Source organism: Pseudoduganella sp. RAF53_2, assembly GCF_052113985.1.
Classification (GTDB): domain Bacteria; phylum Pseudomonadota; class Gammaproteobacteria; order Burkholderiales; family Burkholderiaceae_D; genus Rugamonas.
This window is the reverse complement of sequence record NZ_JBFRDW010000618.1, coordinates 1-3,667: the sequence shown is the minus strand read 5'-3', so window position 1 is coordinate 3,667 and position 3,667 is coordinate 1. Positions and strand designations below refer to the sequence as shown.

3 protein-coding genes and 1 pseudogene are annotated in these 3,667 nt (G+C 62.3%); all 4 read right to left on the bottom strand.

Features of this window, described 5'->3' with window-relative positions:
* Positions 1-829, bottom strand: an 829-nt coding sequence (locus tag AB4Z11_RS26515) for an aspartate kinase (protein WP_442028832.1), incomplete at its 3' end; no start/stop codon positions are given.
* A gap of 135 nt (positions 830-964) precedes the next feature.
* A complete protein-coding gene (gene tilS / locus AB4Z11_RS26510) occupies positions 965-2,482 on the bottom strand; it encodes a tRNA lysidine(34) synthetase TilS (RefSeq protein WP_442028831.1) in 1,518 nt (505 codons plus the stop codon).
* A 44-nt stretch (positions 2,483-2,526) separates the two neighbouring features.
* On the bottom strand, positions 2,527-3,501 hold the full coding sequence (locus AB4Z11_RS26505; protein ID WP_442028830.1) for an acetyl-CoA carboxylase carboxyltransferase subunit alpha: 975 nt from the start codon (positions 3,499-3,501) through the stop codon (positions 2,527-2,529).
* A gap of 66 nt (positions 3,502-3,567) precedes the next feature.
* Positions 3,568-3,667: pseudogene (locus AB4Z11_RS26500) on the bottom strand (DNA-3-methyladenine glycosylase 2 family protein); the annotation flags it as partial.

The window sequence follows — 3,667 nt, the reverse complement described above, 5'->3', positions numbered from 1 at the left end:
GCACGGTGATTTTGGCTTCGTCACGGTTGAAGGCGATGCCGGAGATAACTGCTTGTTCCATATTCTTGTCTTCCTCAAACGAAATCAGGGTGCCCGAGCTGGCTTCTTCGGCGAGATCCATCAGCGGATCGGTCAGCGAGGACAGCACGCGGGTCGGTACGCGGTAGTTGCCGGCGAATTCCACCGAGCGGGTCTGCAGGACCTTGGAGCCCAGGGACGCCAGTTCCAGCATCTCTTCGAAGGTGATCGCCTTCAGGCGGCGCGCTTCGGAGACCACACGCGGATCGGTGGTGTAGACGCCGTCGACGTCGGTATAGATCAGGCATTCGTCGGCCTTCAATGCGGCGGCAATCGCCACCGCAGAGGTGTCCGAACCGCCGCGGCCCAGCGTGGCGATGTTGTCGTTCTCGTCCACGCCCTGGAAGCCGGTAATGATGACGATCTTGTTCTCTTCCAGGTCCTTGCGCACGCGGGCATCGTCAATCGACTGGATGCGCGCTTTGGTGAAGGCGGAGTCGGTTTTAATTGCCACTTGCCAGCCGGTGTAGGAAACCGCGTCCTTGCCAATGGCTTGCAGCGCCATCGACAGCAGGCCCACGGAGACTTGCTCGCCGGTAGAGGCGATCATGTCCAGCTCACGCGGGTCGGGCGGGTTTTGCACTTCCTTGGCCAGGGCAATCAGACGGTTGGTTTCGCCGGACATTGCCGACGGCACCACCACGATCTGATGTCCCGCATCGTGCCATTTGGCGACGCGACGCGCGACGTTTTTGATGCGTTCCGTCGAGCCCATCGACGTACCGCCGTATTTGTGGACAATTAAAGCCATGCTTGTATTTCCGCACTGATGTGATAAAGGAGCCCTTTACTCTACATGCTGCGTTGCAAAATCTCAAGTCAAAAAGGTACTAAACTCATACCAATTTGGCATAAGTACATACGTATAGACAACTGTAGACGAAGATTATTCGGCTTCCCAGCGGAAAACTATGCGCGGGGCCTGACCAGTGGTCAGTTTATGGCAGTCCATGCCGATTCCCTTCGCATATAAAAGTTGGCCAGGAATGGATATCAGAATGGCTCTTTCGCGCTCCCAGGCGGGAACGCCCAGGGATTGGTAGTGGTGCTTGAGATCGCGCGTGGGGCGATTGTGGGCGGGCTTGAGGCGTTCGCCGCCGTGCCGCTTGCCGATGGTTAGCAGCTGTTGGCCCAGCCAGTCCGGGTCCATGCCCTCCGCAGCCAGCTCAATGTGCAGCGTGCCACCGTATGCAGGGAACGCCAACGCCGTTTCGCCATTCCAGCGGAAGTGGTGGTCGACTTCCGGCAACGCCGGGCGGCGCGGGACGAGGTAGAGCGTGTCGCGGTGGCGGCGCACTTCGCAGTCGGGATGGGTGACGCGCAGATTGGCGTCATCGCGCGCGGTCAGCGCCTGCTCGCGCATTTCGGCGAGCCAACTGGTCGATGGCAGACGGATCTGGCGCTGCGCGAACCAGTGGCGCAGCAAGTTGTTGCAGCGGTCTTCGGACATGGCGCGCAGGCGCGACAGGTCCAGCCCTGAATGTGGGTCGACGCCCTCGCCTCTTGCGGCATGGGTCACGCGGCCATGCGACGCGGCGGCGCTGCTCGACGGGTCAGCGGCCGCATCGGAAGGCGCATCGGCAACGGCGCGGCGATCCGCAGTGGCGGGCGCAGCAGGATCGCGCAGGCAGGCGTGGAGGTCGTCGGCGGCGAGTTCGTCGAGGAGGCGCTGCGCGGATTGGGCGTGCCTGGCGCTGCGGGCGAAGCGGTCCTGGTAGCCGGGGAAGGCGCGCTCCAGTTGCGGCATCACGCTGTGCCTCAACGCGTTGCGGGCGTAGCGCTGGTCGGTGTTGGATTCGTCTTCGATGTGGGCGATGCTGTGCTCGCGCACGTAGTCTTCGAGCTCGGCGCGGCTGGCAGTCAACAGCGGACGTGCGAGCAGGATGTCTTCGGAGCCCAGCAGGCCAGGCGCGCGATTGGCGGCGTCCATGCCGGACAGGCCTGCGGGACCGGAGCCGCGCAGCAGTTGAAGCAGGATGGTTTCGGCCTGGTCGTCCTGATGGTGGGCGGTCAGCAGCAGCTTGATGCCATGTTCGCGGCACATCTCGCCCAGTGCTGCATAGCGCTGCTTGCGCGCGGCGGCTTCGGTGCCGGAGCGCTTGTCGTCCAGCGTGATGTAGCGCGTAGCGAAGGTGACGCCCAGCGCGGCGCACTCGCGCTCGCAATGGGCGAGCCAGGCATCGGCGTTGGCGCTGAGGCCATGATGTACGTGGAAAGCAAACAGGCGCGGCGAGTGCGCAGCGGTGGACGCGGCGGCGCGGGACAAGGCGTGGGCCAGGTGCAGGAGCGCGGAGGAGTCCAGGCCGCCGCTGAGAGCGATGGCGACGCCCTCCCCGGCCGCGCGCGGGAGCGCGGCGAGGGATGCTGCGAAGAGGGAGTCGAGTGAGGCGGGCTGCTGGTTCATGCTGTCAGCCCGCCGGGCATCGGACGGGCTGGCGAACGCGCGGATTATTCCGGCGCGTTGGTTTCCTTGAACTTACCGTAGCTCATCAGCTTCTCGTGACGGGCCGTCAGCAGGTCCTTGGTCTTGACGCCCTGGAACTGGCGCAGGGAATCGGCCAGTGCGCGCTTGAGCAGCTTGGCCATTTCTTTCGGATCGCGATGAGCGCCGCCCAGCGGTTCGCTGACGATCTTGTCGATCAGGCCCATGGCCTTCAGGCGGTGCGCGGTCAGGCCCAGTGCCTCAGCAGCGTCGGAAGCGCGCTCGGAGGTCTTCCACAGGATGGAAGCACAGCCTTCCGGCGAGATCACGGAGTAAGTCGCGTATTGCAGCATCAGCACCTGGTCGCCCACGGCGATTGCCAGTGCGCCGCCGGAACCGCCTTCACCGATAATGGTGGCGATCAGCGGCACTTTCAGCTCGGCCATCACGTACAGGTTGTGGCCGATCGCTTCGGACTGGCCGCGCTCTTCAGCGTCGATGCCAGGGAAAGCGCCAGGGGTATCCACAAAGGTGAAGATCGGCAGGTTGAACTTCTCGGCAACCTTCATCAGGCGCATCGCCTTGCGATAGCCTTCAGGCTTCGGCATGCCGAAATTGCGCATGGCGCGTTCTTTGGTGTCGCGGCCCTTCTGGTGACCGATCACCATGCAAGGCTGGCCATTGAAGCGCGCCAGGCCGCCAACGATGGACTGGTCGTCCGCATAGGTGCGGTCGCCGTGCAGTTCGTGGAAGTCGGTAAAGATCTCGTTCACGTAGTCCATGGTGTATGGACGCTGTGGGTGACGAGCGATCTGAGAAACCTGCCAAGGCGTGAGCTTGGCGTAAATATCCTTGGTCAGCTGTTGGCTCTTTTTAGCCAGACGGTCGATTTCTTCCGAAATATCGACGGCCGAATCGTCTTGCACGAAACGCAGCTCTTCAATTTTGGAATCCAGTTCCGCAATCGGTTGTTCAAAATTGAGGAAAGTCGTTTTAATCATTGTACCTCCGAGTGTTTCACCGCCAGGGCTACCCGCTTTTGGCAGGCGGCACGGCGTCCATTTTCGCTATTTTACCGGAACCGGGTCCAGACTACGCCATAAATACCAGGTGGCTACCGTTTTGAAAGGTTCCCAATTGGCGGCGACTTCCCGCGCATCGCTACGG